General features: G+C 68.0%; 3 protein-coding genes. All 3 read left to right on the plus strand.

From position 1 onward, the window contains the following. Positions 1–1243: carbohydrate porin (locus JYJ84_RS33760; RefSeq protein ID WP_205190067.1), on the plus strand; the 1243-nt coding region annotated here is incomplete at its 5' end. Between the two features lie 5 nt (positions 1244–1248). After that, complete coding sequence (locus JYJ84_RS33765; RefSeq protein WP_236027138.1) at positions 1249–2172, plus strand: aldo/keto reductase family oxidoreductase; 924 nt, start codon at positions 1249–1251, stop codon at positions 2170–2172. Between the two features lie 40 nt (positions 2173–2212). After that, positions 2213–2594 (plus strand): glucokinase (locus JYJ84_RS33770; RefSeq protein WP_205190068.1); only part of this gene is annotated, 382 nt, incomplete at its 3' end.

Genomic DNA, 2594 nt, shown 5'->3' on the forward strand with positions numbered 1-2594 from the left:
CGTCGTGCCGGCCGACACGAGCGCCACCAACGTGGCGACGCCGACGCCGTCGTCGGCCTGGAACCAGCTGACGCCGTGGACGCAGTTCCATGGCTATCTGCGGGCCGGCGTCGGCACGAGCGACGGCCATTCGCAGGCCTGCTTCCAGTTGCCGGGCGCACCGAGCAAATACCGGCTCGGCAACGAGTGCCAGATCTACAGCGAACTGGAGATCGACCAGACGCTGTACAAGTTTTCGAACGGCATGCAGCTGTCGGCAGTCGGCATGGCGAGCCTCGTCAACGATCTCGACCGCACGCCGACCTTCGACGGCAATCACGGAAGGATTCGCCTGCCGCAGTCCTACGTGCAGCTCACGAACCTTCCGGGGCTCGACGACATGCGGATCTGGTTCGGGCGCATCTACTACCGGCGCAACGACGTTCACATGAACGACTTCTACTACTGGAACCCGAGCGGCCTCGGCGCGGGCGTCGAGAACGTGCCGATCGGCGGCGGCCTGAAACTCAGCTATGCGCTGTTCCGCGAAGACTACATCGATCAGCCCAACTACGCGACACGCCACGACCTGCAACTGTCGGGCGTGCACCCGAACCCCGGCGGCGAACTGCAGTTCGGGCTGTCTTACATCCCGGCCCGCGCGCCGGTGCTGAATGCGGGCGGCATGCTGCAGGACGCGCACAGCGGCTGGTCGTTCACGGTCCAGCACGTGCAGACCAACCTGCTCGGCGGCAAGAACAAGCTCGCGTTCCAGTACGGCGTCGGTCCGGGCACGGGCCTCGGCTACACGGGAACGCTGACCAACGACAACCGCTACAAGAGCCTGCGCGTGCTCGACGCGTTCGACTGGCAGGCGACGCGCGACTTCGGCGGACAGGTGGTCGGCATCTACCAGCGCGATATCGCGCCGTCGGGCGGGTCGCAGACCTGGGTATCGATGGGCGTGCGGCCGGTGTATGCGTTCACGCAGCACATCAAGCTGCAGGGCGACCTCGGACACGATCGCGTGACGCCGTCCGGCGGCCCGACGCGCACGCTGCTGAAGGCGAGCGTCGCGCTGACGCTCGCGATGGACCGCTCGTTCTGGTCGCGGCCCGAATTCCGCGTGTTCTACACGTATGCACGCTGGAACAAGGCCGCGCAGGATGCGGCGGCGCCCGGGGATCCGCTGTCGACGACGGGTATTTTCGGCACGTCGCGTACGGGTTCGACGGTCGGCGCGCAGGTCGAATGGTGGTGGTGAGCGCGATGACGGAACGTTGTACGACGATATCGATGGGTGCCGATGCCGCGCCGTTCTCGCGCATCGTGTTCGGGATGTGGCGGATCGGCGACTGGGCGTTGTCGGTCCGCGAGCGTCGTGCGCTGATCGAGGCAGCGCTGGAGCTCGGCGTGACGAGTTTCGACCACGCGGACATCTACGGCGACTATACGGCCGAGGGCCTGTTTGGCGACGTGCTGGCTGATGCGCCACACCTGCGCGAACGGATGCGGATCATCACGAAGTGCGGGATCCGGCTCGTCTCCGCGCGCCGGCCCGCGCACGGGATCAAGCACTACGACACGCGGGCCGTGCATGTCATCGCGTCGGTCGAGCAGTCGTTGCGCGCGCTGCGCACCGACCGGCTCGACTTGCTGCTGCTGCATCGTCCCGATCCGCTGATGGATGCCGACGAAGTCGCGACGACCTTTGCCGCGCTCCGGCGCGACGGAAAGGTGAGCGAATTCGGGATATCGAACTTTACGGCGGCGCAGGCAGCGTTGCTGCAGGACCGGATGGCGGCGCACGGGATGTCGCTCGCGACGAACCAGGTCGAATGTTCGCTGCTGCATCTCGCGCCGCTCGACGACGGTACGTTCGATCAGGCGCAGCGCTGGCGCTGTCCGCCGATGCTGTGGTCGCCGCTCGCGGGCGGACGCCTGTTGACCGATGCATCGCCCGTCGCGACGCGCGTGCGCGCGACCGCGGTGCGGATCGGCGACGCGCATGGCGTGTCCGCGACGACGGTGCTGTTCGCGTGGCTGCTCGCGCTGCCGTGCCGGCCGCTACCGATCGTCGGGTCGGGCCGGATCGCGGCGCTGCGCGAAGCGGTCGAGGCAACCCGCATCACGCTCGGGCGCGAGCACTGGTTCGAGCTGCTGAGCGCGGCGCGCGGCGTGGAGGTGCCATGACCGTTGCGATCGACATGCGAATGACAATTCGGGAGATACGATGAGCGAAGCGACCATGAATGGCCATCCGGTTGCGGCGGGCGGCGTGCGCGCCGGCGAACCCCGCCTGCTGGCGGACATCGGCGGCACGCACGCGCGCTTCGCGCTGGAGACCGCGCTCGGCGGGATCGGTGACGTGCGCGTCTATCGATGCGGCGCCCATGCCGGTGTGGACGACGCGGTGCGCGCGTTCCTGCGCGACGCGGGTGGCGTGCGGGTGCGCGACGCGGCGATCGCGATCGCCAATCCCGTGGACGGCGACATGGTCAGCATGACCAATCATGACTGGCGCTTCTCGATCGACGCGACGCGCCGCGCGCTCGGATTCGACACGCTGCGCGTCTTCAACGACTTCGCGGCGCTGGCGATGGCCGTGCCGCATC

The sequence above is a fragment of the Burkholderia sp. LMG 13014 genome (assembly GCF_905232215.1).
Taxonomy (GTDB): domain Bacteria; phylum Pseudomonadota; class Gammaproteobacteria; order Burkholderiales; family Burkholderiaceae; genus Burkholderia.